Below are 25,946 nucleotides of genomic sequence, written 5' to 3' on the forward strand. Positions count from 1 at the left end.
CACCAGCATTCAAGGGACATCATGACTGACCTCTCCACACCGAATATGGCTGCCGTACCAGACCAGCCACGCCTGAATAACAAAATCCGCTTCGTCACGGCGGCCTCGCTGTTCGATGGCCACGACGCTTCCATCAACATCATGCGCCGCATCCTGCAATCGAACGGCGTGGAAGTGGTGCACCTCGGTCACAACCGCTCGGTCGACGAAGTCGTCACCGCAGCGCTGGCCGAAGACGTGCAGGGGATTGCCATCTCCAGCTATCAGGGTGGCCACGTCGAATACTTCAAATACATGATAGACCTGCTGCGCCAGCGCGGCGGCGCCCACATCAAGGTGTTCGGTGGCGGCGGCGGCGTGATCGTGCCCGATGAAATCGCCGACCTGCATGCCTATGGCGTAAGCAAAATCTTCAGCCCCGAAGATGGTCAGCGTATGGGTCTGGTGGGGATGATCCAGTGGATGGTGCAGCAGTGCGACATCGACCTGTCCGACTATTCGCCGACCACGCTGGAACCACTGCGCGCGGGCAGCATCGAAAGCCGCCACCGCCCGCTGGCCCAGCTGATCACCGCACTGGAAAACGACAAGGCCGCACCAGCCCTGCGCGCCGAACTGCTGGCCGCTGCCGAAGGACTGGCCGTGCCGACGCTGGGTATTACGGGCACGGGCGGTGCCGGTAAATCCTCGCTGACGGATGAACTGATACGCCGTATCCGCCTCGATCAGGGCGACGCGCTGAACATCGCCGTGATCTCGATCGACCCGTCGCGCCGCAAATCGGGCGGCGCTCTGCTGGGCGACCGTATCCGCATGAACGCCATCAACCCGTGGGGCGGTCAGGCACGCGTGTTCATGCGCTCGCTGGCTACCCGTGAAGCGGGTTCCGAAATTTCGCAGGCGCTGCCGGATGTGATCGCTGCGTGCAAGGTGGCCGGTTTCGATCTGGTGATCGTGGAAACCTCCGGCATCGGTCAGGGCGATGCGGCCATCGTGCAGCACGTCGATGTGTCGATGTACGTGATGACGCCAGAATTCGGCGCCGCCTCGCAGCTGGAAAAAATCGACATGCTCGATTTCGCCGACTTCATCGCCATCAACAAGTTCGACCGCAAAGGCGCACAGGATGCGCTGCGCGATGTGGCCAAGCAGTACCAGCGCAACCGCGAACTGTGGAGCAAGCGTCCGGAAGAAATGCCCGTGTTCGGCACGCAGGCATCGCGCTTCAACGATGATGGCGTGACCGCGCTGTATCAGGGTCTGCTGCCCAAGCTGGCCGAATTCGGCCTGCAGGCCAAGGCCGGCAAACTGGCAGCTATCGATGTACGCTATTCGAGCGGCAAAAACGTCATCGTGCCGCCAGCCCGTGCGCGCTATCTGGCCGAAATCGCCGACACCGTGCGCGGCTACCACCGCAACACCAGCAAGCAGGTCACGCTGGCACGCGAACGCCAGCAACTGAGCGAAGCCAAGCGCATGCTGGCCGCCGCGCATAAAAACGCCGACTTCGATGAGCTGATCGCCGAGCGTGACAGCAGCATGGATGCGGGCGCCAAGAAACTGCTGGCGCAATGGCCGGATCTGCAGGCTGCCTACGCCGGTGACGACTATGTGGTGAAAATCCGCGACAAGGAAATCCGTACGCGATTGATCCACCACACCCTGTCCGGCAACAAGATCCGCAAGGTGGCGCTGCCGCGCTATGAAGACCACGGCGAAATCCTGCGCTTCCTGATGGCGGAAAACGTCCCGGGTTCGTTCCCGTTCACGGCCGGCGTGTTTGCCTTCAAACGCGAAGGCGAAGACCCGACCCGTATGTTTGCCGGTGAAGGCGATGCCTTCCGTACCAACCGCCGCTTCAAGCTGGTTTCCACCGGCATGGACGCCAAGCGTCTGTCCACCGCGTTCGACTCGGTCACCCTGTACGGCGCCGATCCGGCGCTGCGTCCCGACATCTACGGCAAAGTGGGTAACTCGGGCGTGTCGATCGCCACGCTGGACGACATGAAAGTGCTGTACGACGGCTTCAATCTGTGCAGCCCGAGCACCTCCGTGTCGATGACCATCAACGGCCCGGCGCCGACGATTCTGGCGATGTTCATGAACACCGCTATCGACCAGCAGGTAGAAAAATTCAAGGCCGAGAACCAGCGCGATCCTAGCGCCGACGAAGCCGCCAAGATCAAGGCCTGGGTGCTGCAGAACGTGCGCGGCACGGTGCAGGCCGACATCCTCAAGGAAGATCAGGGTCAGAACACCTGCATCTTCTCCACCGAGTTCTCGCTCAAAGTCATGGGCGACATACAGGAATACTTCGTGCACCATCAGGTGCGCAACTTCTACTCGGTGTCGATCTCGGGCTATCACATCGCCGAAGCGGGTGCGAATCCGATTTCGCAGCTGGCCTTCACGCTGTCCAACGGCTTCACGTTTGTGGAAGCCTATCTGGCGCGCGGCATGCACATCGACGACTTCGCACCGAATCTGTCGTTCTTCTTCTCCAACGGCATGGACCCCGAATACACGGTGCTGGGCCGCGTGGCACGCCGCCTGTGGGCCGTCGCCATGCGCGACAAATACGGCGCCAACGACCGTTCGCAGAAGCTCAAGTACCACATCCAGACTTCGGGCCGCTCGCTGCACGCGCAGGAGATCGACTTCAACGATATCCGCACCACGCTGCAGGCGCTGATCGCCATCTACGACAACTGCAACTCGCTGCACACCAACGCCTACGATGAAGCCATCACCACGCCAACCGACGAATCGGTACGCCGTGCGCTGGCGATCCAGCTCATCATCAACCGCGAATGGGGTCTGGCCAAGAACGAGAACCCGAATCAGGGCTCGTTCATACTGGAAGAGCTGACCGATCTGGTGGAAGAAGCCGTGCTGCAGGAATTCGAGCGCATCGCCGAACGTGGCGGCGTGCTGGGTGCGATGGAAACCGGCTACCAGCGCGGCAAGATACAGGAAGAGTCCATGCTGTACGAGCACCAGAAGCATGACGGCACGCTGCCTATCATCGGCGTCAACACCTTCCGCAATCCGAAAGCCGGCAGCGAAGCGCCGCAGACCATCGAGCTGGCCCGTTCCACCGACGACGAGAAGCAATCGCAACTCACCCGTCTGGAGGACTTCCACGCCCGTAACGCCGCTGCTGCGCCGCAGGCGCTGGCAGCGCTGCAGCAGGCCGCCATCGACAACGCCAACGTGTTCGACAAGCTGATGGACGCCGTGCGCGTCTGCTCGCTGGGCCAGATCACCACGGCGCTGTTCGAAGTGGGTGGCCAGTACCGCCGCAATATGTAATCGGCCCCTCTGCCAGTACCCGCAAGGGTACTGGCTAGCCTGCCGCTAGCCTCGCTGCGCTGAGCCCGCTTCTTGCCTTTTTCGGGATTCTGTCCTACTCTTGGATTGATCGTATAGCACGCGATTCTGCGTCTATACGCCTGGAAATATTGCCTAGAGGTTAATCGTGCCTTCCGTCTCTTCCGTCAACGCGCTGCAAGCTTCGATTGCACAAGCCGAAAGGCAGGTGCAGCAGGATCAGGTGCGCGTGAATCAGGATGCCAGCCGGCTCGAACAGAGCCGCCAGCAACTGGCGGACGACAAGCAGACGCTCGATGACACCAAACGCCAGAGCGTACAGGCCAGCAATGCAGCGCCAGCACGGCCCGCTGCCGCACCCAATCTGACGCAGGCTATCGAAAAGCCTAGCCGCGCCGAGCAGATACTGCCGGCCGAGCTGAGCGCCCAGCCCAAAGCGCAGATCAATGCGCAGGGTCAGACCATCGGCAAACTGATCAACATCACAGCGTAAGCACAGGCTAAGCCTCGCTGGCCGCACCTCGTCGGCCGCACCTGCCCTACACGGGGCTGGCGCGCGTCTCGCTCGCCAAGGTGGCAGCCGGTACGCTAGTGCCCAGCCCTTCCTGCTGCTTGACGGCTTCCCACCATGCTTCCCCGCGCGCCGGCTGTGCAATATCAAGCCGCTGACCTATGGCCGGTGTCGCCAGCGCCACACCTTGCGCGGCCGCCAGCTCCGTAATGCGGTCAAACGGGTCGTGCCATGCGTGCAGCGCCAGATCGAAAGTGCCGTTATGGATGGGCAGCATGACCTTGCCGCGCAGATCCAGATGGGCCTGCAACGATTCGGCCGGCTGCATGTGCACATCGGGCCACTGCGGATCGTAAGCACCCGTTTCCACCATGGTCAGATCGAACGGCCCGTATTTCTGGCCGATTTCCTTGAAGCCGGAAAAATAGCCACTGTCGCCGCTGAAAAAGATGCGCAGTTCGCGCTGCTCGATCACAAACGATGCCCACAGCGTGCTGTTGCGGTCATTCAGGCCGCGGCCCGAGAAGTGCTGGGCCGGGGTGGCCACCAGCTTCACGCCATCCACATGGGTGGCTTCCCACCAGCCTAGCTGACGTACTTTGGCCGCATCGATGCCCCACGCAATCAAACGGTCGCCCACGCCCAGCGGCGTAATGAAATGCTCGACCTTGGGTGCCAGTTGCAGCACGGCCGCATGGTCCAGATGGTCATAATGGTCGTGCGACAAGATCACGCCCTTGATGGGCGGCAGCTCATCTATGCTCAGTGGCGGCGCATGGAAGCGCTGCGGCCCCATCCACTGGAACGGCGAAGCACGCTCGGAAAACACGGGGTCGGTCAGCCAGAAGCTGCCGTCGAGTTTGAGCAGCATGGTGGAGTGACCAAGGCGGAACAGGCTGCGATCCGGAGCAGCCAGCAATTGCTGCTGCGTGATCGCGTGAACGGGAATGGGCTGGCGCGGCACCGTGTTGCGCGGCTTATCGAACAGAAAACGCAGCATCAGGCCCAGCGTCTTTTTCAGCCCCATCTTATGCATGGCGACGGGATTGCGGTAGCGCCCCTGATGACGGCGCGGCTGGCTGGCCGCCGCCCAGCTATCGAAACTGTTGGCTGCGTCTGCAGCAATAACGGATGGATGATTCATATTCGGCAACCCCGTGGCTAGGCCACAAAGTTGTGGCTACCCTGTGTAGACGGGGCTGGCCGCGCCATATTGCATGGCGCGGCAAAAAATTTCTACGCCGTGGCGCTAGCCGAAGCTGACGGCATACACGGGCGGCAGATGGGCAGCGATGGTCTGCCATTGGCCGCCGCCATCTTCAGACAGCCAGACCCCGCCCGTGGTCGAGCCCATCAGCAGCACGCGGCCATCGGCGCTCACATCGAGGCCATGGCGGTACACCAAATCGTAGCAATGCTGCTGCGGCAGGCCGCCGCGCCACGCAGTGAAACTCTGGCCGCCATCTCTGGTATGGGTCACGGCGAGGCCCGCCTTCGGTGGGATGCGCTGGCTATCGGTGCTGGCCGGCACAAACCATGCCGTTTCGCCATCCCGCGGGTGTACGGCGGTGACGAACCCAAAGTTGGAAACCTGCTGCGGACGCACTTCCTGCCAGTGCGCGCCATTGTCGGTCGAGCGCCAGATGCCGTTATGGTGCTGGCACCACAGCTTGTCGGGCTCGGCGGCGCAGCGGACGATGCGGTGCGGGTCCTGCACAGCCTGCACACCGGCCAGCTCGGGCGGCATATAAGTAGCGCGCATGCCTTCGGCGCGCATTTGCCAGCTAGCGCCACCATCAGTCGTCAGCCAGACACCGCCGCAGGAAATGCCGACCAGTACGGCATTGCTGTCGCGCGGATCGACACAGATGCTGTGTATGCCCGGCACATCGTAGCCGCCACCCATCCACTGGGCCCGCTCCGGCACCTGCCATAAAGCTTCCACCAGTTGCCAGCTCTCGCCATAATCGTCCGAACGGAACAGGCCACCGGGCAAGGTGCCGGCCCACAACACGCCGGGCTGGTCCGGCCCACCAGCCGCCAGCGACCAGATCTGCTGCACTTTCCACTCCACGGGATCCTCGGACTCGGCCGGCTTGACGGGGAAGGCCGGTACTGCCACTTCCGTCCACTGTTCGCTGCCGGACCGGCGCCGGTGCAGCTTGGGGCCGAAATGGCCCAGATGCAGGGCAGCGTAGAGCGTGCCATCGCGCTGGTCGGCCAGCAGCATGGACACGGGGTCGCCAAGAAAATGGCACTCGCCCAGTTGCCAGGCTACTGCAGTGCGGTGCAGTTCGAATAAACCTTTACGTGTCGCCAGATAGGCGCGATCGGACATATCAGCCTCCTGAAAGGGCTTGCAGAATATACACCTGGGAATCTGGCCGCAATGCATCGTCGAGCCGTTGGCGCTCGCGCGTACGCTGACCATCGATGAAAATCACCACATTGGCGCGCAGATGGCCCTGTTCGTCGAGCACATAGCTGCGCAAGCGCGGCTGGCCCGTAAACGCTTGCTCCAGCGCCGTGCGCAGCTCGCGTGCGTCGCTGGCCACCTGCGGCACCGGCAGAAAACGCGCCAGTTGCTGGGTAAAGATGAGTTGCGCCATGAATGCCGTATTCCTGTTGCGAACACCGATAGGGGATTCTATGCCTATTCCTCTACAATGAAAACGCCACATTCAAGGGAGTGCACCATGTCAATTACCCCGCAGGAATTACAGCAACTGATGGTGGAGGTAGAACGCGAAGATCCTATCGATTTTGCCGATCTGCCATTCGAGGAAGACGAATTGCGTGCACTCATCGCCAGCCATCTGTGCGACATGGCCGATGCCATGGAAGGCTTTAGCGAAGCCGACCGACAGCTGACGTTGCTGGCCGTGGCCGCCAAACTGGTGCTGGAAAATATGGTGCTGAACATCCAGCTACTGCGCCGCCATGGCCTGCCCATGACGGAATCGGCTGCAGCCTTGCTGAGCCGGCTACGCCAAGGGGGCAACTAAAGCAGTTTGAAACAAATTATTACGTTTATTGCATGCAAAAAATATAATAATAACGTTCTCGATAAAAATTCAGGAGACTGGCGTGGCAACCATCAATATCAATCTGGGTAGCAGCACGATCCAGAATATATTCAATACTCAGGGCAGCCCGGAATCGTTCAATCTGGCGGATCTGGTCGACCCGTTTTTCGTAGCAAACTACAGCTTTACGGCCTTGCATCCGCGCTATTTTGGCCGTGGCTATAGCGCAACCGAAGTCCAGCTCGACTATCTGGACGGGGCCAGCAGCGATTTCACGGGTGTGGTACTGGCCAATCCGACGGCCAACGAAGGCGATGCCACGCTGACCCAGCTGGTGCACAACATGCCCAATTACTTCCGCCTGAGTGCCAGCGGCAAGCTTAACTTCCATTACAACAACGATGCGGGTCTGTTCTATGGCACTTCCGCCATCCTCAACGATGCCGAACTGAAGTCCCAGTTGCCGGAAAGTGCAGCGGAATACAACAAGGTTTCTGGCAATGCCACGCTGGGGCTGCATGGCGCCGTTACGCTGCTGCAGTCGGATAACTTCAGCGGCACGCTCAACTCCATCACCCTGAGTACCGAGAAAACCATCGCCAGCGCCGCCATCAACGGCAGTTTCACCATAGGCGGCAATAGCACCTCCATTGCCTATGAACGCAGCACCACGGCCCTCAAGGGCCAGCTCGATAGCGTACTCATCAACTATCGCGACGGTAGCCAGATCAAGCTCGATCAACTGAATATGGCTGTCGACAGCCATAGCGAAATCAACGAAGCCATGCTCACCAATGCTGCGAATTTCAGCGGCAACGATACCTTCAATGTCACGCTGGCCAGCCGCCTCGATCATACCGTGCAGCTAGCCACCGGCAGCGGCAACGACCGTGTCACGCTCAAAGGGGGGGCTGAATCGCTGGCCGTGAATGCCGGCAGCGGCAACGATGTGATCACCCTGCTAGATCACTTCCACCTCGTCGATGGTGGTAGCGGTAGCGATACGGTGGTGCTGCCCGGGCCCCGTGACAGCTACCAGATCAACCAGAATGGCAGCAGTCTGCTAGTCCAGTCGAAAGCTTTTGCCGGCGGCACCGATACGCTGACCAATGTGGAGCGGCTACTGTTCGATGACGGTGCCGTGGCCTACGATATTGCCGGCATCGGCGGCCAGGTCTACCGCCTGTATCAGGCCGCCTTCGACCGCGCGCCTGACGCGGGCGGACTGGGCTTCTGGATGCACCAGATGGATGAAGGCATGTCGCTTGACGCCATCGCCGGCTTCTTCGCCAGCAGCCTGGAATTCCAGTCCCTGTATGGCAGCAATCTAAGCAATGCCGCACTGGTGGACAAGCTGTACCAGAACGTGCTGCACCGTGCCGGCGATGAAGCTGGCATCAAATTCTGGAATAACTATCTGGATCACCAGGGTGGCACGCTGGCCCAGACGCTGGCCTATTTCGGCGAGAGTCCGGAAAATCAGGCGGCGCTGGCCACCATCATCGGCAACGGCTTCAGCTATACGCCTTACGGCTGAAGCTGGGCAGCGGGAACCACCAGCGTGAGGTCGGTTTCCGCTTCGGCCACGCAAGGCAGGATGTAGCCATCGCGCTTTTCTTCCTTGCTCAAGCCGGGCCACTCCACGTGGTAACGCACTTTGCCACGCGTGCTCAGACACATGCAGGTGCGGCACGCGCCCGTGCGGCAGGAACTGGGCAGGATCACCCCCGACCATTCCGCCGCCTCCAGTATGGTCTCGCCCGCACGCGCCTCAAACACCCAGTTCTGTCCCGACAAGGTTACCTGTACCGACCTGCTCATACTGCCACTCCGCTCTATCGTTGGAACCGCATGATAGCGCGTTCACGGGCTGGCCGGTCAGACCAGCAACTTCACTTTCTTTTGCTCCACGGCCGCGCTCTGGGCCCGGTGTTCGTCCGCCGCCGTCTGGGTTGCCACGGCCACCGAGGTGCGCGCACCATGGCGCTCGTGCAGTTTGAACACGGCTATGGCCTGCGACACGCAGCGCGTCTGCAAGGCCAGATTGCCTGCTGCTGCCGCCGCTTCTTCCACCAGTGCCGCATTGCGCTGGGTGATGTCATCGATCTGGATTACGGCCAGATTGACCTGGCCTATGCCATCGCTCTGTTCCTGGGTAGCGTTGGAAATCTCGTCCATGACCTGGGTCACGCGGCTGACGGCTTCGATCACCTGATTCATGGTGGTACCCGCGCTACTGGTCAACTGTGTACCCGCCTGTACTTTTTCCATAGAAGCGTTGATCAATTCCTTGATCTCCTTGGCCGCTGCTGCCGAGCGCTGCGCCAGCGCGCGCACTTCGCTGGCCACGACGGCAAAGCCGCGCCCTTCTTCTCCGGCACGGGCCGCTTCCACCGCAGCATTCAGCGCCAGAATATTGGTCTGGAATGCAATGCCATCTATCATGCCGATGATATCGAGGATCTTGCTCGACGAAGAATTGATCGCGTCCATCGTGGCCACTACCTGCGCCACAATGTCGCCACCCTGGGCCGCCACCTGGGCCGCCCGCTCGGCCAATTGGTTGGCACTGGCCACATTGCTGGCACTTTGCTGCACGGTGGACGTAAGCTGCTCCATGCTGGCCGCCGTCTGCTGCAGGCTGGAACCCTGCGATTCCGTGCGCCCCGACAGGTCCATATTACCGTCGGCAATTTCATCGGTCGCCATGGAAATCTGGTCGAAGTTGGCACGCACATCGCCGATGATGCTGCGCAAATTCACATTGGTCTGGCGCAGCGCTGCCAGCAACTGGGCCATTTCATCTTCGCCCTGTACCTTGATGGTAGAGGTCAGATCGCCGCCGGCCATCATGCGCGCCGCGTAAGTAGCACGCTTGAGCGGCATGGCCACCTTGAAGTACAGGCTGCGGCCCAGACACAACATGCCCAGCGCGGCGACCAGGGCCAGCATGCCCAGCCAGCCTTGCATCACCGCCAGCCGGCTCGGATCGACGCTGAACAGCAGTCCCGTCAGCACCAGCATGGCGCCGGCCAGCAAGGTCGTGGCGCTGATCACCTGTTTATCGAGCGACATGCGCACGGCTTCGCGCGCACGGGTCCACCAAAAACTGCGCAAGGCCCGGCCATGCACGATGCGCAGACGACGCGGATTGCCTTCGCGGATTTCACGGTAGAGTTTTTCGGCCCCCAACACCTGTTCGCGGTCCGGCTTGGTACGCACAGACAGATAGCCGACAGGCTTGCCGCTTTCGATGACGGGCGTCACATTCGCCAGCACCCAGTAAAAATCGCCATTCTTGCGGCGGTTCTTGACCATGCCCGTCCACGGCGTGCCACTCTGTATGGTCTGCCACATGTCGGCAAAAGCTTCCGGTGGCATATCGGGGTGGCGCAGGATGTTCTGCGGCGCCCCTATCAGTTCCTGCTCCGTGTAACCGCTGACCTGGATGAAGTACTGATTCGCGTAGTTGATATTGCCTCGCAAGTCAGTGCTGGAGACGATGGTCTTACCATCCTCCATCACGTATTCGTGCTGTGTTACAGGATGATTGACCCGCATCGCCGCTTCCTTTCCAGAGAAAATAGAAGAAACACGGAAACCAGATTACTGGAACTACGCCTACAGAATAATCACCAATTGTCTCAGTTCGAGTTAAGTAAAAAAATATACCGATCGTTATTATTCTAAACAACAATGTTTCTGTGCTTACGCAGCAACAAACTCAGTCCGGTTTGAAGTTTTGCCCCAAAGAAACCGGCTTGTTGAGCAAAATCGTCTGCGGATTGCGGCAGATAATCATCAGCACCACGATGGTAGCCAGATAAGGCAGCATGGACAGGAACTCGGCCGGAATCGCCAGCCCCATGCCCTGGCCGTGGAATTGCAGCACCGTCACGCCGCCGAACAGATAAGCACCGACCACCACGCCACGCGGTTTCCAGGTAGCAAATACCACCTGTGCCAGTGCAATCCAGCCGCGGCCTGCCGTCATGCCTTCCACCCACATGGGCGTCAGTGCCAGCGATAGATAGGCGCCGCCGAGGCCGGCCAGCGCGCCGCCGAACAGCACCGTGCCGTAGCGCAGACCGATCACGGGGTAGCCGATGGCATGGGCGGCCTGAGGTGATTCGCCGACCGCGCGGATCAGCAGACCCAGCCGGGTGCGCGCCAGCACATACGCCACCAACAGCACCAGCACCAGCGAGGCATACACCATGGCGTCGAAACGGAACAGCAACGGCCCGACGAAGGGCAGTTGCGACAGCACGGGAAATTCCAGATGCGGCATCGGCGTCACCGTCTGTCCCGCCAAGCCGCGTCCCAAATAAGCCGACAGGCCGATGCCAAACAAGGTCAGGGCCAGCCCCGTGGCCACCTGATTGGTCTGCAGTGTCAGCACCAGAAAACCGAAGATCAGCGCCATCGCCATGCCGGCCAGCATGGCCGCCAGCAAGCCCAGGCTCATCTGGCCCGTACTCAGGGTGACGCCGAAGCCCACCACGGCACCCACCAGCATCATGCCTTCCATGCCCAGATTCAGCACGCCGGAGCGCTCGGTCACCAGCTCGCCCATCGAGGCCACCACCAGCGGCGTGGCCGCACCGGCCGTACTGGCGAGGAAAGCGATTAATAATTCGGTAGTCATCAGGCTTGCTCTCCGGAGGTAACAGGCAGGCGGCGCATGCGCGGCTTGAAGCGGTAATGGATAAACAGGTCGGCGGCCAGCAGATAGAACAGCAGCAGGCCCTGGAACATGCCGGTAATCGCAGATGGCACTTGCAGCTCGATCTGCGCTGTTTCACCGCCGATGTAAAGCAGCGACATCAGCAGGGCCGACAGCACCACGCCGAGCGGATGCAAACGCCCGACATAGGCCACGATGATGGCAGCAAAGCCGTAGCCGGCCGAAACGGAAGGCTGCATCTGCCCGAGCGGGCCGGCCACTTCGCCCACCCCGGCAATGCCGGACAGCGCGCCGCTGACCATGAAGGCCAGCCAGACATTGCGCGGCTCGCTGAAGCCCGCATACAGCGCGGCAGCCGGCGCCATGCCGCTGACCTGCATGCGGTAGCCGGCAAAGCTATGTTTGCAGAAGAACCACGCGCCCAGCGCGGCCAGCAGCGACAGGATGAAAGCGCCATTCACGCGCAAGCCTTCCACCAGCAGCGGCAAGGTGGCCGAATCGCTGAACATTTTCGACTGCGGGAAATTGAAGCCGGCCGGATCACGCATGGGACCATGCACCAGATAGCTGAGCAGGTGGTAGGACACATACACCAGCATCAGGCTGACCAGAATCTCGTTGGTGTTGAAGCGCGTGCGCAGCAGCGCGGGAATGGCGGCCCACAGCATGCCGCCCAGCGCACCGGCCAGCAGCATTAGCGGCAGCACCCACCACGCTTGCACCTCATCGAAATACAGCGCCACGGCGCCCGCAGCAATCGCGCCTACGGTCAGTTGGCCATCGGCGCCGATGTTGTTGACATTGGCACGGAAACCCAGCGCCAGCCCCACGCCGCACAGGATCAGCGGGGTGGCCTTGAGCAGCAGCTCGCCCACGCCATACAGCGTGGTCCACGGTTTAATGAAATACACATAGAAGGCATACAGCGGTTCCTGCCCCATCAGGAAGAACAGCACGGAGCCGCTCAGCAGCATGGCCACAGCGGCCAGCAGCGGTGACGCCAGCATCATGCGGCGTGAAGGTTCGGGGCGGCGTTCAAGCCTGGACATGGTGGGCTACTCCTTGCTGGGAACTGAAATCGCCGCTCATCCACACGCCGATCTGGTTGATACTGGTGGACGCCGCGGGCACGGCTTCCGATAAACGGCCATCGGCCAGCACGGCGATGCGGTCGCTCAGCATGAACAGTTCGTCCAGCTCTTCCGACAGCACCAGCACGGCCACGCCCTGATCGCGCATATCGATGATGGCCTGACGGATCAGCATGGCCGCTCCGATATCCACGCCCCACGTGGGCTGGGCAAACACCATCATTTTCGGCGCCAGCGCGATCTCGCGGCCGACGATGAATTTCTGCAGATTGCCGCCCGACAGACTGGTGGCGGCCGACAGCTCGTCGCCGCATTTGACCTTGAAGCGCTCGATGACCTTGCGCGCAAAGTCGCGCACCACGCCGCGCTGGATCACGCCACGGCGCACCATGCCCGTCTGCGCGGCCGGCAGATAGCCGGTCAGCAAGGCATTATCGGCCAGCGACATATCGGGCGCGGCACCGCGCCCGAGCCGCTCTTCCGGCACGAAGCCCAGTCCTAGCTGGCGGCGCTGGGCTGCATCGAGCGCGCCCACATCTTCGCCACTGAAGCGGATGGTGCCTTCGTCATAGGCCAGCAAACGCTCGCCCGAGATCACCTTGAGCAGCTCCTGCTGGCCATTGCCGGAAATGCCTGCAATGCCGACGATCTCGCCGCTGCGCAGCTTCAGGCTGATGTCTTTCAGATGCGTGCCGAACGGATCGGCGCTGCGCACGTTCAGATACTCGAGCGTCAGCAGCTCTGCGCCCGGCTCGCGCGGCGCATGCACGCACACGGGCAGCTCGCGGCCTATCATCAGTTCCGCCAGCGATTTGGCGCTTTCCTGTTTCGGATTGGCCGTGCCGGACACGCGCCCCGCGCGCAGCACGGTGGCCTTGTCGCACAGCGACTGGATTTCATCGAGCTTGTGGCTGATGTACAAAATGCTCACACCTTGCGCGGCAAGCTGGCGCAGCGAATCGAACAGGCTCAGTACCGCATCGGGCGTAAGCACGGAAGTCGGTTCATCCATGATCAGCAAACGCGGCGACTGCAGCAGGCAGCGCACGATTTCCACGCGCTGGCGCTCACCCACCGACATGCTGTGCACCAGCCGCGCGGGATCGAGCGGCAGGCCATACTGTTCGGCCACGGCGCGTATGCGCGGCGCCAGTTCGGCCGGCGTGACATGGTCGTCCAGCGCCAGCGCGATATTCTCCGCCACAGTCAACGTTTCAAATAAGGCAAAGTGCTGGAACACCATGCCTATGCCCAGCTTGCGCGCAGCTTGCGGCGAACTGATGTCCACCTGCCGGCCTTCCCACATGATCTGGCCTTCGTCGGGCTGCGTCACACCGTAAATGATCTTCATCAAGGTGCTCTTGCCGGCGCCGTTTTCGCCCAGCACGGCATGTATCTCGCCCGGCATCACGCTCAGGTTGACGCCGGCATTGGCCACCACCGACGGGTAAATCTTGGAAATGCCTAGCAATTGCAGGCGCGGCTCGCTCATCGGCGCTTCCTCTTTCGTATACAAAATGGATATCCTTTCAGAGGCAAGTAATGTGCCACAGCCGGCACAGTGCTGCCCCCTTAAATCGACGCCAGTGTGCACCAAATCTGACACTTGGGCTCACCAACAACGTGCGGCACGCCCGAAATGAGGACAAAACAAAGTCGTTTCGTACACAATAGCGGCTACCCTAACACGACAGCGTGTACACAATCTGCCTAGCATGGTTCCTGCTTTATCCAGCGTGAGCACACTCTCACGGAGAATTTCACAATGCCATCCACTGGTTCTGCAGACCGCGCAAAACGCGGCACCACGGCGGTCGACATGCGCATCTATCGTGCCGTGATCAACGCCGTCATGAGCCACCGTCTGCCGCCCGGCACCCATCTGGGGGAAGCCGACTTCTGCGAACTGTATCAGGTCAGCCGCACCACGGTGCGCAAGGCGCTGCTGCGGCTCGCGCACGAACACATCATCGAACTGCGGCCCAACCGCGGCGCCGTGGTCGCATCGCCCACGCCGGAGCAGGCGCGCGACATTTTCGCCGCACGCCGCGCCATCGAACGCGAGATCATACCCCTAGTGATACGGAATGCCACAGCTAGCTCGATCCGCCAGATCCGCAGCGCGCTCGAAGCGGAAGATCAGGCGCGCCGCAGCGGCGACCGCGCCGCGTGGATAAGGCTAGGCGGCGAATTCCATCTGCTGCTGGCCCAACTGGCCGGCAATCAGGTACTGCAGCGCTATATGGCGGAGCTGGTGTCGCGCTGCTCGCTGATTATCGCGCTGTACGAACCACCGGGCGCCAGCATGTGCGAGAACGACGAACACCAGGATCTGGCCAGCCTGATCGAACAGGGCAAGGTCCAGCAGGCTACCGACTTGATCGAACACCATCTGCTGGAAATCGAAGCGCGCCTGCGCCTGGGCGCACAGGAGAAAAAAATCCGGCTGGCCGATGCGCTGGCCGGCTGCTAGATCACACTGCCATGCAAGCTGCAACACACATGAATGCATGGCGCACTAATTGCTTTAGAACCTGGCATGAGTAATCAGCCATACCGTATAAATTGTTTTAACTTTACTATCCTTAGAATGGAGTCACACGATGTCGCAACTCGCTCGCCGTACCGCCCTTGCCCTACTCATTTGCAGCAGCTTCGCCGCCCAGGCAGCCGATTGGAGTGATACTTCCCTCAGCTACCGTTACGGCACCAAGTACGCCGAGCCCTTCAACAATCAGGACATTAGCAAAAACATCTTCAATCTGACCAGTGTCTCCGGTTACAAATACGGCAAGAACTTCTTCAGCATCGACTTCCTGCTGTCGTCGGAAACCGATCCATCGTCGGCCGGTGCCAAGGATGGCGCGCACGAAGCCTATGCCGTGTACCGCCACACACTTGATCTAGGCAAGATCAGCGGCAGCAATCTGGCCTTCGGTCCTGTACGCGGCGTAGGTGCCACCGCCGGCTTCGACTACAACACCAAAACTGACGCAGGCTACAACTCGAAAAAGCGCATGCTGGTGGCCGGCCCTACCCTGATGCTGGACGTGCCGGGCTTCCTCGATGTCAGCCTGCTGGCTCTGCGTGAAAGCAATGCACCGTACAACACCTTCAGCCACGTGCAGACCCCACGCTACACCTACAAGACCCACGCCATGCTGACCGCAGCATGGGGCATTCCGTTCGAAGTGGCCGGCGTACCGCTGTCGTTCGAAGGCTTCGCCAACTACATCGGCACCAAGGGCAAGAACGAATTCGGTGGCGACACGGCGCGCGAAACCAATATCGACATGCAGATCATGTACGACATGAGCGCAGCCGTCAGCGCACCGAAGAACACCTTCAAGGTCGGCGTCGAGTACCAGTACTGGAAAAACAAGTTTGGCAATCCGGACACCAACAACCCCGGTGCAACCGCCAAAACGCCTATGGTGCGTGCCGAGTACCATTTCTAATGGCAACCTGAATTATCTGGCCCGATACACTGCTTAACTTTAAAGGAAACCGAATAATGAAACGTCGCACTCTGCTCGCCCTGACCGCCTGCGCTGCCGCCATCGGCCTGTCCGCCTCCGCCTTCGCCGCCGAACCGCTGAAAATCGGCTTCGTCTACGTCGGCCCGGTGGGCGACGCTGGCTGGACCTATGCCCACGACCAGGGCCGTCTGGCCATGGAAAAGGAACTGGGCGCCAAAGTCAAAACCACCTTCGTCGAAAGCGTGCCGGAAGGCGCGGACGCGGAACGCGTGATCCGCAAGCTGGTTGCCGAAGGCAACAAGCTGATTTTCACCACCTCGTTCGGCTATATGAACCCGACCGAGAAAGTGGCCAAGTCGGCACCGGGCGTGGTGTTCCTGCATGCTACCGGCTTCAAGTCGGGCAAAAACATGGGCACCTATGAAACCCGGTTGTATGAAGGTGCTTATCTGAACGGCGTCATCGCCGGCAAAATGAGCAAGACCAAGACGCTGGGCTTCATCGCGTCCTTCCCTGTGCCTGAAGTAATCCGCAACATCAACGCCTTCACGCTGGGCGCGCAAAGCGTCAATCCGGCCATCAAAACCAAGGTGATCTGGGTCAATTCGTGGTACGACCCGGCCAAAGAACGCCAGGCTGCCGAAACGCTGGTGGCACAGGGCGCCGACATGATGGCGCAGAACACCGACTCGCCGGCCACGCTGCAGGTCGCACAGGAAAAAGGCGTGTACGCCTTCGGCTGGGACTCGGACATGTCCAAGTTCGCGCCTAAAGCCCACCTGACGGCAGCCACCAATAACTGGGGTCCGTACTACACCGAAGCGGCCAAGGCTGTGCTGGCCGGTACCTGGAAAACCAGCGAAGTGCACGGCGGCATGAAGGAAGGCATGGTCAAGATGTCGGGCCTGAACGCCGTCGTACCAGCCGACGCGGCCAAGATCTTCGAAGAGAAGAAAGCGGCGCTGACAGCCGGTACCCTGAGCCCGTTCACGGGTCCGATCAAGGATCAATCGGGCACCGTGCGCTACGCTGCCGGTGTGGTGGTGCCGCTGAAAGACCTGCTGACGATGAACTTCTACGTGCAAGGCGTGGAAGGCTCGATACCGAAGTAATCGCCCTGCAGGGTTGCCCGATAAATGGCTAAATTGGTCCGGCAACCCTGCAAATACAGCAATTCTGCCGAAATGACACGGTTTCAGCATTTCGATGCGGCAGAGCAACACTGCCGCATTGCAGCACCGTCTTTCGTTGCTTAATTCCTCTGAACGTTGCACAGTAGTGCTATCAGCCACGCGCCGGGCTCTAAAAAGCGGCGTTCAAAGGGGATACCATGCAACCGCTTTTCCACGCCGCAGCCGCCACCGTGCTGGCCTGCAGCGCCACCCTGGCACTGGCCCAGCCCATTGCGCCGGCCACCAATCCTGTCAGCCTGACGGACGTGCTGCCCTACAAAGGCTCGCCCGATAAGGCACTGCTGCAGTACCGTGCTATGCAGCGTCTGAAAAAACGCTTCGATGAAGCCGATACTGACGGCAGCGGCAGCCTGAGCCGAGAAGAGGCCAGCCGAGCCGGCCTGCGCTTCGTCCAGCATAATTTCGAACACATCGACACGCGCCAGCGCGGCGATATCAGTTTCGACGACCTGAAAGCCTACGTCATACAGCGGCGCGAAGAGGCGCGTTCGCGCTAGCCGGACCTCGTGCGCGCAAGCGCATCAAAAATTTCTAGACGACTGGTCTAATTGTGCTATAGTTCAGTCCATGAAAGCCGAATACACCGACGTCCGCCAGCATATCCTCGATCAGGGCAAAGCCATCATCACGCGCAAAGGGTTCGCGGGCGTAGGCCTGAACGAAATCTTGACGGCCGCCGACGTGCCCAAGGGTTCGTTCTACCACTACTTCAAATCCAAGGAGCTGTTCGGTGAAGCCATGCTGGCCGATTACGTGCAGCAGTACCGCATCGAAATGGATAGCCTGCTGGGCCAGAGCAGTAAAACGGCGGCACAGGGACTGATGGATTACTGGGCGAGCTGGTTCAGCGACAGCAGCGAACACAGCGACGGTTGCCGCTGTCTGGTGGTGAAACTCAGCAGCGAAGTGGCCGATATGTCCGAGCCCATGCGCACGGCCTTGCGCGACGGCACCAGCCGCATCATCGAACGCCTGACCCGTACCATCGAGCAAGGCATGGCCGATGGTTCGCTGGCCCATGTGGCCGATCCGGCCCGCATGGCGCAAACGCTGTACCAGATGTGGCTGGGCGCCGCCATGCTGACCAAGCTGCGGCGCGAACCCAGCGCCCTGCAGTCGGCCTGGCTCAGCACCATGGAATTATTGCAGTTACCGCCAGCGCCGCCGCCAGTGCCGGCAGCAAACTGAAACGGGCAACAGCATCACGCAACGCGAGTGTGCAAGTACTCGCGTTTTTTTGAATCGCACACTAGACGACTGGTCTAATACATGAGGAAGCTCACATGAAAAACTTCGAATTCCACAACCCCACCCGCATCGTGTTCGGCGCCGAGACCGTAGGCCGGCTCGACCAGTTGATCCCGGCCCAGGCCCGCGTACTGATTCTGTACGGCGGCGCCAGTGCCGAAAAAACCGGCACACTGGCCGAAGTACGGCAGGCGCTGGGTCAGCGCAGCGTGCAGGAATTCGGCGGCATAGAACCCAACCCGAGCTACGAAACGCTGATGCGTGCGGTCCAGCTGGTGCGGGCGGAACAGCTCGACTTTCTGCTGGCCGTGGGCGGCGGTTCCGTCATCGACGGCACGAAATTCGTCGCCGCCGCCGCGCTGTACGACGGCGAGCCCTGGGAGATTGCCGAACAGGGCGGCGCCAATATCAAGCAAGCCCTGCCGATCGGTACGGTACTCACGCTGCCCGCCACCGGCTCGGAAATGAATAGCGGCGCCGTGGTCACGCGCAAAGCCACGCAGGCCAAGCTGCCGTTCCGCAATGCGCTGCTGTATCCGCGCTTTTCCGTGCTCGACCCGAGCAAGACTTTCACCCTGCCCGCCAAGCAGATCGCCAACGGACTGGTGGACGCCTATGTGCACACCATCGAGCAATACCTGACCTATCCCGTACAGGCCCATGTACAGGACCGCTTTGCCGAAGGTCTGTTGCAGACCCTGATCGAGATCGCCCCCCAGGCCGTCGCCACGCCGGACGATTACGCCACCCGCGCCAATCTGATGTGGACCGCCACGCTGGCCCTCAACGGCCTGATCGGCGCCGGCGTGCCGCAGGACTGGGCCACCCACATGATAGGCCACGAGCTGACGGCGCTGTACGACATCGACCACGCGCGCACTCTGGCGCTGGTGCTGCCCGCCCTGCTCGACGTACAGCGCGACAGCAAGCGCGCCAAGCTGCTGCAATACGCCGCACGGGTATGGGATATCCGCAGCGGCAGCGAAGACGAGCGCATCACGGCCGCCATCGCCAGCACCCGCAACTTCTTTGAAGGACTAGGCATCCCTACCCGTCTATCGGCCTATGGCCTGGGACAGGACGCCGTGGAAGCCGTGCTGCGCCAGCTACAGGCACACGGCATGACCGCACTGGGCGAACACCGCGACATCGACCTCGCGCGTAGCCGCCGCATTCTGGAGGCGGCCCTGTAATTGGCAGGCCGCCCTATCAACCCGCACTACTTGTAAAGGAAACGACATGAACATTCTGATGGTACTCACCTCGCACGACCAGCTGGGCAACACGGGCAAGAAAACCGGCTTCTGGCTGGAAGAATTCGCCGCCCCCTACTACGCGCTGAAAGCGGCCGGCGCCCACATCACGCTGGCCTCGCCGCTGGGCGGCCAGCCACCGCTGGACCCGAAGAGCGATGCACCAGAATCGCAGACGGAAGCCACGCGCCGCTTCAAGGAAGACGCGCAGGCACAGGCGCTGCTGGCCAGCACTGCCAAGCTGGCCGACATGCAGGTGGCCGATTTCGACGCCGTGTTCTATCCGGGCGGCCACGGCCCGCTGTGGGATCTGGCCGAAGACCGCGCGTCCATCAAGCTGATCGAAGCCATGCTGGCCGCCGGCAAACCGGTAGGCGCCGTGTGCCATGCACCGGGCGTGCTGCGCCATGTTAAGGCGGCCGATGGCACGCCGCTGGTGCGCGGCAAGAAAGTCACGGGCTTCACCAACACGGAAGAAGACGCCGTGGGCCTGACCGATGTGGTGCCCTTCCTGGTCGAAGACATGCTCAAGCAGCATGGTGCCGACTACTCGAAAATCGGCGACTGGCAATCCTATGTCGTCACGGACGGCCTGCTGGTCACGGGGCAGAATCCGGCATCGTCGGAAGATGCTGCGGCCGCGCTGCTCAAGCTGCTGGCCTAAACGGGACCGGCTTCAGCAGCCATTCTGATTTAGGGTCATAATCCGGTTCCACGGTCTGCGTAGCGCAGACCGGCAGCGGCGATCAGCAGCACACTGCCGATCGCCGCACTCATAGCCCCGATTCCTATGTCCCAGAACAGCACGCCCGCGGCCAAACATCAGGCCTTTGAAGCTTTAAAAATCCCCAGTTTTCCCATCTTTGTCGCCACCTTCGTATTGACCATGATGGCCGATAACGTCGAGCACGTTATCAGCTACTGGGTGGCCTTCGAAAAATTCCAGTCGCCCACACTGGGCGGCTTTGCCGTGATCTCGCACTGGCTGCCCTATCTGCTGTTCTCGGTGGGCGTAGGTGCGCTGAATGACCGCTACGATTCGCGCCGCCTGATACAGATAGGCGGCGCGCTGTTTGCGCTGGTTTCGCTGGGCTGGGGCTATTTCTTCATCACCGATAGCCTGACCATACCGGCAGCCATGATCCTGCTGGCGCTGCACGGGCTGGCCGGTGTGTTCTGGATGACCTCGAGCCAGGTGCTGCTGTACGACATCGTCGGTGTCGACAAGCTGGCCAGCGCCGTGCGCCTGAATTCGACGGCGCGCTATTTCGGCGTGCTGGTAGGACCGGGCGTAGGCAGCCTGATCATGTCGACGCTGGGGCCCTCCAAAGGCATACTGCTAAATGCCGCGCTATATCTGCCGCTGCTGATCTGGCTGATACGGGCACCGGCACCGCATCGGGGCAAACGCCTCGAACAATCGGCCGCACGCCGCGTGAACGGTCTGGCCGATATCTGGCAGACCATCGTCGCCGTGAAAAAAGTCCCCACGCTGGGCGTGATGATTCTGCTGTCCGGTGCAGCCTCCTTCTTTGTCGGCAACAGCTATCAGGCCCAGATGCCGGGCTTTGCCAGCGCGCTGGGCGGCATCTCGCCGGGCGTGGCCTATTCCATGCTGCTGGCCGCCGATGCGGCTGGCGCCCTGTTCGCCGGCATTACGCTGGAAGCCGGCTTCCGCTTCACGCGGGTCACACCGACAGCGGCCATGGGCTTTGCCATCGCATGGGCCGTGTCGCTGGGCAGCTTCGCCATGACGCACAACTATGTGGTGGCACTGGTCTGCCTGTTTGCGGCAGGCTTCTGCGAACTGTCCTTCAGCAGCATGAACCAGACCATCGTGCAGATGAAAGCGCCGGACGCGATACGCGGCAAGGTACTCGGTCTGTTCGGCATGTCCTCCTCCGGCCTGCGCCTGTTCAGCGGGATTTTCGTCGGCCTGATCGGCAGCAAGGTCGGCATCCACTGGTCCATGCTGGGCGCTACCGTGGTATTCGTCTGCGTGACGCTGGGCCTGCTCTACCTGAACCGCGAGAACAAAGTCTGAGGCCGGCTGCCCGGATAGCAGGTCTGACCCACCCTGCGATTTTTGACGCAAGTCAAAATATTGGCGGCGCAAATTGACGGCGGGGATGGAATCTGGCTGGACGGAAAATAATTCATTTGTGAGGTATCGAATGCTGCGAAGCAGCATCGAATTGCCAGCTAGCGGCAACGGAATCCGTCATCAGCAAGCTCACTGCCGGCTGGCATCAGCGCCGTCGAATAGCCGTACGAACACTCGCTAGCCATGCGCTAAGTATTTGAAATGATGGGGATTTTCTGGTGCGGCTGGCGGGGATCGAACCCACGACCCTTGGCTTCGGAGGCCTAGCGTCTATTGAGAAAAAGTGGCTTAGTTCACCGTAACTCCTTGAGTTTTCATCATATTCCAAAGCTGCGAAGTGAGCAAGTTGAGGAAGCAATGGGAAGAAAATCGGCGATTTTCTTTCCCAAAAACTTTCCCAAGAATTTGACCAACTAGCCCACGTTGAACCTTCATTCGCATGCGCTCCTTTCTCCGAAAAACATCGTTAGCAAATGACTTCGTTTAGCTATCCATGACGTCTTGCACGACAAAATAGGGCAACTACCCGACATCTCCGGACGACATATGCAACTGTGGAGTGTTTGGTCGACGTCGTTCCAAAAAGCTTCCTTTCTGAGCGGCCTGCAATGCAGTGAGTTACATGGCCCACAATGCCCGTCACTAGCCAACGCCCTTCCCTGAACCCATTATGCTTAGACACTTGGGCAGCTCCCCCCGCCTCCTATCAAACACTTCAATCCCATACTGATGGAATGGCGGTTTATCTATATGGGTACGAGTCCTTGCTGGTAGGCCGCAAGGTCAAGGTGCTGTTGAAGGATGTAGATAGGGTGCGCTGGCGTCAGGACCTGCAAGAAGACCGCAACCGCCTTGCCACGTTACTCTCAGCCGCAGAACAAATATCGGCGGACCGCGATGCCAAGCTCGCGGCACTACGCAAGCTGATTGGCGACAAGGCCACTCAGCCTATCAATACGGGCAACAAGAAAGTCATCATCTTCACCGCCTTCGCCGACACAGCGACGTAGCCGCCCTGAAGCCCACCAACATAGGCGTTCCGTCGTTCCGGGACAGCGAGCGCGAGTATCTGGAAGTGGCCGTACTCACGGTACAGTTCCGACCTAACGCCAAAGTGCCCCGACTGCTTGAACTCATCCACAGAGCGATTCCATACCCGTTGCTACTGGTTGCGTCGTTTCATGATGAGGGAAAGGCGTCCTTGAGCGTTTCTGTCGCCCATAAGCGCTTCAATCAGGGCGAAGCAGGCAAGTTTGTGTTAGATGAGATACTAACTACCTCCGCCATTGAGCTAGATGCTCTACCTTCCGCAAGCGCGCAATGCTTTATGGCTGCGATGAGCTTATCGAACCAGCCCAATAAAGACCTGTATGCCCTGTATCAAGGTTGGGCGGACTGCATCATTGGCTTAGCGATTGCTGGGATAGTTGGGCGATTTGTACTGCCCGCTTCGCCTGAACAGACAAAGGAGATGCGAACATTCATGCAAAACCGCGCGCTCCTGCTGAGCGAGTTATCTAACTTACGCAGTCAAGCCATCAAAGAAAAGCAGATGAACCGCCTCGTCGTATTAAATCTATCTATCAAGCGGTTGGAATCCCAACTTGTCGCTAATCAATCCGTACTGTTTGCCCCATAATCAGAACCCATTTATTTGAAGAACACGACATGAAAAAAATCGAAGCGAACGACACTGAAGCCAAGTCTGCCGACATCGTTGCTGACAACCTCTCCCAACTTAAGGCGCTGTTCCCTGAAGCCTTTGCTGAAGGCAAGGTACAGTTCGAGACGCTGCGGCAATTGCTCGGGGATGCTATCGAGGAGACTAACGAGAAATTCGGACTAAATTGGCATGGAAAACGTCAAGCTAAGCAGATTGCATTGACGCAGAGTACAGGTACATTACGCCCGTGTCCCGAAGACAGTGTCAATTGGGACACTACGCAAAACATCATGATTGAGGGCGACAATTTGGAAGTGCTCAAACTCTTGCAAAAGAGCTACGCCAATAAAGTTAAACTTATTTACATCGACCCCCCTTATAACACTGGGAAAGACTTCGTCTATCCCGATAACTTCCACGACAGTATTGCAAATTATTTGGAAATTACTGGGCAAACCGAAGTCGGCGCGCGGATTATCGCAAACACTGAGGCTAGCGGTCGGTTCCATACTGACTGGCTAAACATGATTTATGAAATGGCAGTAATTGGATATGCTCGCGTCAGCACTGTCGAACAGACACTTGACTTGCAAAGGGACGCGCTCGCCAAAGCCGCGGTTGAGTGTGTATATGAGGAGAAGGCAAGCGGAAAGTCGGCCGATAGGCCTGAACTCGCACACTGCTTAAGGGCACTGCGAGATGGAGATACGCTCGTAGTATGGCGGCTAGACCGCCTAGGGCGCAATCTCAAGGACCTAGTCCAAATCGTCACCGACATTGAGATGCGCGGCGTGAAGTTCAAATCGCTGACGGAATCAATCGATACCTCCGGTCCCACCGGCAAGCTTGTCTTTCATATGTTTGCGGCACTAGCCCAGTTTGAACGAGAGCTTGTCCGAGAACGGACACTGGCAGGACTCGCAGCAGCTCGAGCTCGCGGCCGAAGAGGCGGAAGGCCGCAGCTTCTAAGTGACGGTAAACAACGTATAGCGCTGGCAATGCTCAAAAACAGAGAAATGTCGGTTGCAGCAATCGCCGAACATCTTGGCGTTTCCCGCTCCACACTTTACAACCTGCAAAACGACAATTACAAGGCGGTGGTTAGTGATTAACGCCTAGTACAGACGGCCGTCTTAACAAAGTGACTAGGCGCAGTATGGTTTGCATCTGGGATTGTCCGGTGTTCGACAAGTAAAACCAATCGAAAAATACCGTCTCTACGAACGCCTCGCGTTAGCTCGATGTCCGCGGGCCGTTTGCAGATGAATATTGAGCTCCCGAGCAACGGTGCTGATGGGCCTTGATTTGTCGGCTATCAACGCAAAACCTGCTGCGCTAATTTTACAGCGCTTATCATGTTTAGCGTCAAAATCCCGATGGTCTTCTTCGCCGGTTAGGCACAGATGGTAGGGATTCAAGCAGGTATGCTCGTTATCACACGTGTGGCTGACTATGCCATAGCGGTTATGCGGTCCTACGAACAATTCATAGATTTTTCGATGCGCGCCTACAAATTCTCCAGAATATTCCGACGCGCAGAATTGTCGGTAACCATCAAACGTCGAGGGCAGCCAATCTGCGAAGAAACACTTGTCTGGCGAAAAGCCCGCAAAGGGTTTAGCAATTCGAGATGGCTGTTGACTGAGAGCAAGTGGCTCGGGCATATGCACAGAAGGAAAACTCAATCCATGTGGCCCAAACTGTCCACGAGTATCATTATGAAGTAGCCTATCAAGATAATTCTCCGTGGGTCCAGCGACATAGAGGTGATACGGGTTACGACAGGCCGCAACGCCACAACGATGGAGCACGTAATCATCGCTGGTAATTTCTCCGACAAGCAGAGCGACAACCAACCGGTGCGCAGACATCGGCTTATTTGCCTCTTTAACTTGAATACTGCCGTATCCAGACGAAGTGTGCCATTGGGGAATAAAACACAATTTAGGATGGAAGCCAACGAAAGTTGGCACTGCCGCCGCTACATTTTGGTGCAAAGATGCTGAAGACCACATAGAAATCACCTCTCTCAGAATTTCCTTAGTTCGACTGAACTTACCGAGTTGCCATGTAGGTCGCTCCCCCAACATTGGCATCACATTGAAACCAATAATACAGCTTCACCTCGGACTCAGAAAGAGATTTTTGAAAATTTTCCTTTAAAAATCAAATATATACAATAGAATTCGCAAAACGCAAGTGAGAATTACGCCGGCAAAGTTACCATAACCAAATATTACAATTTGAGGTGTACAGTGGAGACGTTTTGGCTCACTTACAGCCAACTCATTGACTCTCGCAGGCGCACGCAAACGCAAGCGCCTAGATTGTGTTACCGTCGGCATCTCCAAACCGCTAAGA

Annotated in this window: 24 protein-coding genes; 15 read left to right on the plus strand and 9 right to left on the minus strand. The window is 59.4% G+C overall.

Features of this window, described 5'->3' with window-relative positions:
- Window positions 1–21 precede the first annotated feature (21 nt).
- Together icmF and GM655_RS14930 are read left to right on the plus strand one after the other, a co-directional pair.
- Window positions 22–3,312, plus strand: a complete 3,291-nt coding sequence (gene icmF / locus GM655_RS14925) for a fused isobutyryl-CoA mutase/GTPase IcmF (RefSeq protein WP_155435481.1) — start codon at window positions 22–24, stop codon at window positions 3,310–3,312.
- 166 nt (window positions 3,313–3,478) lie between these two features.
- On the plus strand, window positions 3,479–3,823 hold the full coding sequence (locus tag GM655_RS14930) for a hypothetical protein (RefSeq protein ID WP_371866834.1): 345 nt from the start codon (window positions 3,479–3,481) through the stop codon (window positions 3,821–3,823).
- 46 nt (window positions 3,824–3,869) lie between these two features.
- Here the strand turns inward: GM655_RS14930 and GM655_RS14935 are convergent, their stop codons facing one another.
- The 3 genes from GM655_RS14935 to GM655_RS14945 form a co-directional block, all read right to left on the minus strand.
- Window positions 3,870–4,985, minus strand: coding sequence for an MBL fold metallo-hydrolase (locus GM655_RS14935; RefSeq protein WP_155435482.1), 1,116 nt, complete (start codon window positions 4,983–4,985; stop codon window positions 3,870–3,872).
- Between the two features lie 105 nt (window positions 4,986–5,090).
- The gene (locus GM655_RS14940) at window positions 5,091–6,179 is read right to left on the minus strand and encodes a WD40/YVTN/BNR-like repeat-containing protein (RefSeq protein WP_155435483.1); all 1,089 of its coding nucleotides are present in this window, start codon (window positions 6,177–6,179) and stop codon (window positions 5,091–5,093) included.
- 1 nt (window position 6,180) lies between these two features.
- A complete protein-coding gene (locus tag GM655_RS14945; RefSeq protein ID WP_155435484.1) occupies window positions 6,181–6,450 on the minus strand; it encodes a MoaD/ThiS family protein in 270 nt (89 codons plus the stop codon).
- A gap of 87 nt (window positions 6,451–6,537) precedes the next feature.
- On the opposite strand from GM655_RS14945, the gene GM655_RS14950 reads away from it, so the two are divergent.
- Together GM655_RS14950 and GM655_RS23315 are read left to right on the plus strand one after the other, a co-directional pair.
- The gene (locus GM655_RS14950) at window positions 6,538–6,846 is read left to right on the plus strand and encodes a hypothetical protein (RefSeq protein WP_155435485.1); all 309 of its coding nucleotides are present in this window, start codon (window positions 6,538–6,540) and stop codon (window positions 6,844–6,846) included.
- Window positions 6,847–6,928: 82 nt separating this feature from the next.
- Window positions 6,929–8,404, plus strand: a complete 1,476-nt coding sequence (locus tag GM655_RS23315) for a DUF4214 domain-containing protein (protein WP_155435486.1) — start codon at window positions 6,929–6,931, stop codon at window positions 8,402–8,404.
- On the opposite strand, the gene GM655_RS14960 is transcribed toward GM655_RS23315, so the two are convergent.
- From GM655_RS14960 to GM655_RS14980, 5 genes are all read right to left on the minus strand, one after another.
- On the minus strand, window positions 8,395–8,688 hold the full coding sequence (locus GM655_RS14960; RefSeq protein ID WP_155435487.1) for a 2Fe-2S iron-sulfur cluster-binding protein: 294 nt from the start codon (window positions 8,686–8,688) through the stop codon (window positions 8,395–8,397). The two genes, GM655_RS23315 and GM655_RS14960, sit on opposite strands and share 10 nt — an antisense overlap.
- Window positions 8,689–8,745: 57 nt before the next feature.
- Window positions 8,746–10,428 carry a methyl-accepting chemotaxis protein gene (locus GM655_RS14965; RefSeq protein WP_155435488.1) on the minus strand — a complete coding sequence of 561 codons (1,683 nt, stop codon included), beginning with the start codon at window positions 10,426–10,428 and terminating at the stop codon, window positions 8,746–8,748.
- A gap of 163 nt (window positions 10,429–10,591) precedes the next feature.
- Window positions 10,592–11,515 (minus strand): ABC transporter permease, encoded by a 924-nt coding sequence (locus GM655_RS14970; protein WP_196308779.1) that lies wholly within the window; start codon window positions 11,513–11,515, stop codon window positions 10,592–10,594.
- Window positions 11,515–12,603 carry an ABC transporter permease gene (locus GM655_RS14975; protein ID WP_155435490.1) on the minus strand — a complete coding sequence of 363 codons (1,089 nt, stop codon included), beginning with the start codon at window positions 12,601–12,603 and terminating at the stop codon, window positions 11,515–11,517. The genes GM655_RS14970 and GM655_RS14975 overlap by 1 nt, the downstream gene beginning before the upstream one ends.
- Window positions 12,590–14,137 carry an ABC transporter ATP-binding protein gene (locus tag GM655_RS14980; protein ID WP_155435491.1) on the minus strand — a complete coding sequence of 516 codons (1,548 nt, stop codon included), beginning with the start codon at window positions 14,135–14,137 and terminating at the stop codon, window positions 12,590–12,592. The genes GM655_RS14975 and GM655_RS14980 overlap by 14 nt, the downstream gene beginning before the upstream one ends.
- Window positions 14,138–14,410: 273 nt before the next feature.
- Here GM655_RS14980 and GM655_RS14985 point away from each other — a divergent pair, with 273 nt between their 5' ends.
- From GM655_RS14985 to GM655_RS15035, 11 genes are all read left to right on the plus strand, one after another.
- Entirely contained in the window at window positions 14,411–15,118 is a 708-nt protein-coding gene (locus GM655_RS14985; RefSeq protein WP_155435492.1) for a GntR family transcriptional regulator, read from the plus strand.
- 130 nt (window positions 15,119–15,248) lie between these two features.
- Window positions 15,249–16,103 carry an outer envelope protein gene (locus GM655_RS14990; protein ID WP_155435493.1) on the plus strand — a complete coding sequence of 285 codons (855 nt, stop codon included), beginning with the start codon at window positions 15,249–15,251 and terminating at the stop codon, window positions 16,101–16,103.
- Between the two features lie 56 nt (window positions 16,104–16,159).
- Window positions 16,160–17,236 carry a BMP family ABC transporter substrate-binding protein gene (locus GM655_RS14995; protein WP_155435494.1) on the plus strand — a complete coding sequence of 359 codons (1,077 nt, stop codon included), beginning with the start codon at window positions 16,160–16,162 and terminating at the stop codon, window positions 17,234–17,236.
- Between the two features lie 218 nt (window positions 17,237–17,454).
- A complete protein-coding gene (locus GM655_RS15000; RefSeq protein ID WP_155435495.1) occupies window positions 17,455–17,814 on the plus strand; it encodes an EF-hand domain-containing protein in 360 nt (119 codons plus the stop codon).
- A 70-nt stretch (window positions 17,815–17,884) separates the two neighbouring features.
- Window positions 17,885–18,505 (plus strand): TetR/AcrR family transcriptional regulator, encoded by a 621-nt coding sequence (locus GM655_RS15005; RefSeq protein WP_155435496.1) that lies wholly within the window; start codon window positions 17,885–17,887, stop codon window positions 18,503–18,505.
- A 95-nt stretch (window positions 18,506–18,600) separates the two neighbouring features.
- Complete coding sequence (locus GM655_RS15010) at window positions 18,601–19,758, plus strand: iron-containing alcohol dehydrogenase (protein ID WP_155435497.1); 1,158 nt, start codon at window positions 18,601–18,603, stop codon at window positions 19,756–19,758.
- A 46-nt stretch (window positions 19,759–19,804) separates the two neighbouring features.
- Window positions 19,805–20,482 carry a type 1 glutamine amidotransferase domain-containing protein gene (locus tag GM655_RS15015; RefSeq protein WP_155435498.1) on the plus strand — a complete coding sequence of 226 codons (678 nt, stop codon included), beginning with the start codon at window positions 19,805–19,807 and terminating at the stop codon, window positions 20,480–20,482.
- 126 nt (window positions 20,483–20,608) lie between these two features.
- Window positions 20,609–21,862, plus strand: a complete 1,254-nt coding sequence (locus tag GM655_RS15020) for an MFS transporter (RefSeq protein ID WP_155435499.1) — start codon at window positions 20,609–20,611, stop codon at window positions 21,860–21,862.
- 824 nt (window positions 21,863–22,686) lie between these two features.
- Entirely contained in the window at window positions 22,687–22,932 is a 246-nt protein-coding gene (locus GM655_RS23000; protein WP_229632589.1) for a hypothetical protein, read from the plus strand.
- Between the two features lie 5 nt (window positions 22,933–22,937).
- Entirely contained in the window at window positions 22,938–23,561 is a 624-nt protein-coding gene (locus tag GM655_RS15025; protein WP_267874304.1) for a DUF4391 domain-containing protein, read from the plus strand.
- 560 nt (window positions 23,562–24,121) lie between these two features.
- Window positions 24,122–24,697: a recombinase family protein gene (locus GM655_RS15035; RefSeq protein ID WP_155435800.1), complete on the plus strand. Its 576-nt coding sequence runs from the start codon at window positions 24,122–24,124 to the stop codon at window positions 24,695–24,697.
- Window positions 24,698–24,802: 105 nt separating this feature from the next.
- On the opposite strand, the gene GM655_RS15040 is transcribed toward GM655_RS15035, so the two are convergent.
- Window positions 24,803–25,600 (minus strand): hypothetical protein, encoded by a 798-nt coding sequence (locus GM655_RS15040; RefSeq protein WP_155435501.1) that lies wholly within the window; start codon window positions 25,598–25,600, stop codon window positions 24,803–24,805.
- Between the last annotated feature and the right edge of the window lie 346 nt (window positions 25,601–25,946).

This window comes from Pseudoduganella danionis (assembly GCF_009720775.1).
GTDB lineage: Bacteria > Pseudomonadota > Gammaproteobacteria > Burkholderiales > Burkholderiaceae_D > Rugamonas > Rugamonas danionis.

Bases quoted from the DNA above. Each gene is read 5' to 3' on its own strand.
- GM655_RS14980 (WP_155435491.1), bottom strand. From the start codon at position 14,137: ATGAGCGAGCCGCGCCTGCAATTGCTAGGCATTTCCAAGATTTACCCG.
- GM655_RS14945 (WP_155435484.1), bottom strand. From the start codon at position 6,450: ATGGCGCAACTCATCTTTACCCAGCAACTGGCGCGTTTTCTGCCGGTG.
- GM655_RS14995 (WP_155435494.1), top strand. From the start codon at position 16,160: ATGAAACGTCGCACTCTGCTCGCCCTGACCGCCTGCGCTGCCGCCATC.
- GM655_RS14960 (WP_155435487.1), bottom strand. From the start codon at position 8,688: ATGAGCAGGTCGGTACAGGTAACCTTGTCGGGACAGAACTGGGTGTTT.
- GM655_RS15010 (WP_155435497.1), top strand. From the start codon at position 18,601: ATGAAAAACTTCGAATTCCACAACCCCACCCGCATCGTGTTCGGCGCC.
- GM655_RS14965 (WP_155435488.1), bottom strand. From the start codon at position 10,428: ATGCGGGTCAATCATCCTGTAACACAGCACGAATACGTGATGGAGGAT.
- GM655_RS15020 (WP_155435499.1), top strand. From the start codon at position 20,609: ATGTCCCAGAACAGCACGCCCGCGGCCAAACATCAGGCCTTTGAAGCT.
- GM655_RS15005 (WP_155435496.1), top strand. From the start codon at position 17,885: ATGAAAGCCGAATACACCGACGTCCGCCAGCATATCCTCGATCAGGGC.
- GM655_RS14990 (WP_155435493.1), top strand. From the start codon at position 15,249: ATGTCGCAACTCGCTCGCCGTACCGCCCTTGCCCTACTCATTTGCAGC.
- GM655_RS15035 (WP_155435800.1), top strand. From the start codon at position 24,122: ATGGCAGTAATTGGATATGCTCGCGTCAGCACTGTCGAACAGACACTT.
- GM655_RS15040 (WP_155435501.1), bottom strand. From the start codon at position 25,600: ATGTGGTCTTCAGCATCTTTGCACCAAAATGTAGCGGCGGCAGTGCCA.
- GM655_RS14940 (WP_155435483.1), bottom strand. From the start codon at position 6,179: ATGTCCGATCGCGCCTATCTGGCGACACGTAAAGGTTTATTCGAACTG.
- GM655_RS14975 (WP_155435490.1), bottom strand. From the start codon at position 12,603: ATGTCCAGGCTTGAACGCCGCCCCGAACCTTCACGCCGCATGATGCTG.
- icmF (WP_155435481.1), top strand. From the start codon at position 22: ATGACTGACCTCTCCACACCGAATATGGCTGCCGTACCAGACCAGCCA.
- GM655_RS14935 (WP_155435482.1), bottom strand. From the start codon at position 4,985: ATGAATCATCCATCCGTTATTGCTGCAGACGCAGCCAACAGTTTCGAT.
- GM655_RS14985 (WP_155435492.1), top strand. From the start codon at position 14,411: ATGCCATCCACTGGTTCTGCAGACCGCGCAAAACGCGGCACCACGGCG.
- GM655_RS14970 (WP_196308779.1), bottom strand. From the start codon at position 11,515: ATGACTACCGAATTATTAATCGCTTTCCTCGCCAGTACGGCCGGTGCG.
- GM655_RS15015 (WP_155435498.1), top strand. From the start codon at position 19,805: ATGAACATTCTGATGGTACTCACCTCGCACGACCAGCTGGGCAACACG.
- GM655_RS15000 (WP_155435495.1), top strand. From the start codon at position 17,455: ATGCAACCGCTTTTCCACGCCGCAGCCGCCACCGTGCTGGCCTGCAGC.
- GM655_RS14950 (WP_155435485.1), top strand. From the start codon at position 6,538: ATGTCAATTACCCCGCAGGAATTACAGCAACTGATGGTGGAGGTAGAA.